Below are 1,738 nucleotides of genomic sequence, written 5' to 3'. Positions count from 1 at the left end.
ACGAATACCGACGAAGAAGCGGAAGAACCGTTGTCAGCATTGCCGCGGAAGCCGATGAAGCCGCGCAGAGCGCCGAGCTCGGTGTCTGTGCGAGTATCAACTTCGAACTGAGCGCGCGTGAATGCGTCCCAGTCAGAGGTGCCGCCGTTCGAGGTGCCAGCAGTCGTGCCGTCACCGCGCTGGAAATTGGTCTGGAAACGAACGTAGCCGCCGAACTTCAGGCAGGTTTCCGTACCAGGAATGTAGAAGAAGCCTGCGCCGAAAGCGTCGCAAACGCGAACGTATTCCAGTGGCTCAGGCTCAGCAGCAACGATCGCGTCAGCGGCCTTTGCGCCAGATACTGCTGCAAGAGCTGCAGCGGAGCCAATGAGAAGGCTCTTGATGTTCATATTGACCTCCAGTCAAAGAGTCGAAGGAGCGGGTGGGATAGCGTGAACTGCTGTGCTCCTGTGAGGTTGATTAGAGACAAGATGAAGGATTCGCGCAATTGATAAGGAAACATTTTCGTCACAATTACATCTGCCTTTCGCCGCACCGTTGCCGTTTCGCTACATAGTTCGCGAACAAAGAGGAACCTATTACGCGATCCTTAACAGTCTGGCACCGTTGACTCACATCAGCTTAATAAAAAACCCGGCTCGAAAGCCGGGTTCTTATTATTCTTATACGTTAGATCAGATTAGAACGAACGCTGAAGACGGACGAAACCGGTCCAGAATTCAGGACGGTTGTCTTCGTCGTAGTAGTTCGCTGCGATCTTAGCAGAGAGACCCTGTGTGATCTTGTAGTCAACAGTCAGGCCAGCGGTCCAAGCGTCGTTGGAAGACCAGTCAGCGTTGACGATTGCGAACGTGTTGGTCTTCGTTGCAACATTGCCGAGGTACTGAACGCCAGGGGTGATGGTCAGCTTGTCGGTTGCCTTGATCGCGTATTCAGCAGCAACAGCCCACTCAGACAGAGCATAGTAGGAGTTTACGCCAGAAGCCCAGACGCCAGACAGGCCGAGGGTGCCAGGACCAACATCAGCCGTTGCGATCAGACGAACAGCGCCATCTTCGCGGTCGATGTCGTAGCCGCCAACGAGCTGCAGAGCAGCGCCGCCGAGCTTGGTGCCAACAGCAGCGGAGATGCCAACGTTGTTGTCCGTGGTGGTGTCGCCAGCGAAGGAGATGCCTTCGAGTTCGTCAACCGACAGACCAGCGTAGAAAGAGCCAGCGTCGTAGGAGTAACGAACGGAGTTGAACAGGGTGTTGGAAGAAAGGAGATCGGTTTCGCCCGAGAGACCGTCATCCCACCAGTTGTAGAACTTACCGACCTTCAGGCCGCCGAGTTCGATGAAGGCCTGGTCGACGAATACCGACGAAGAAGCGGAAGAACCGTTGTCAGCATTGCCGCGGAAGCCGATGAAGCCGCGCAGAGCGCCGAGCTCGGTGTCTGTGCGAGTATCAACTTCGAACTGAGCGCGCGTGAATGCGTCCCAGTCAGAGGTGCCGCCGTTCGAGGTGCCAGCAGTCGTGCCGTCACCGCGCTGGAAATTGGTCTGGAAACGAACGTAGCCGCCGAACTTCAGGCAGGTTTCCGTACCAGGAATGTAGAAGAAGCCTGCGCCGAAAGCGTCGCAAACGCGAACGTATTCCAGTGGCTCAGGCTCAGCAGCAACGATCGCGTCAGCGGCCTTTGCGCCAGATACTGCTGCAAGAGCTGCAGCGGAGCCAATGAGAAGGCTCTTGATGTTCAT

At 56.0% G+C, this 1,738-nt stretch carries 2 protein-coding genes; both read right to left on the bottom strand.

Annotated elements, in window-relative coordinates; translation table 11 throughout:
- Positions 1-389: porin (locus ACTJKV_RS21875; protein ID WP_440598477.1), on the bottom strand; the 389-nt coding region annotated here is incomplete at its 3' end.
- A 290-nt stretch (positions 390-679) separates the two neighbouring features.
- A partial coding sequence (locus tag ACTJKV_RS21870; RefSeq protein ID WP_112359567.1) for a porin occupies positions 680-1,738 on the bottom strand: 1,059 nt, incomplete at its 5' end.

It is taken from the genome of Agrobacterium sp. 22117 (assembly GCF_052045735.1).
Classification (GTDB): domain Bacteria; phylum Pseudomonadota; class Alphaproteobacteria; order Rhizobiales; family Rhizobiaceae; genus Agrobacterium; species Agrobacterium cavarae.
The sequence above is the reverse complement of the archived record's forward strand: the minus strand, read 5'-3'. Positions and strand labels throughout refer to the sequence as shown.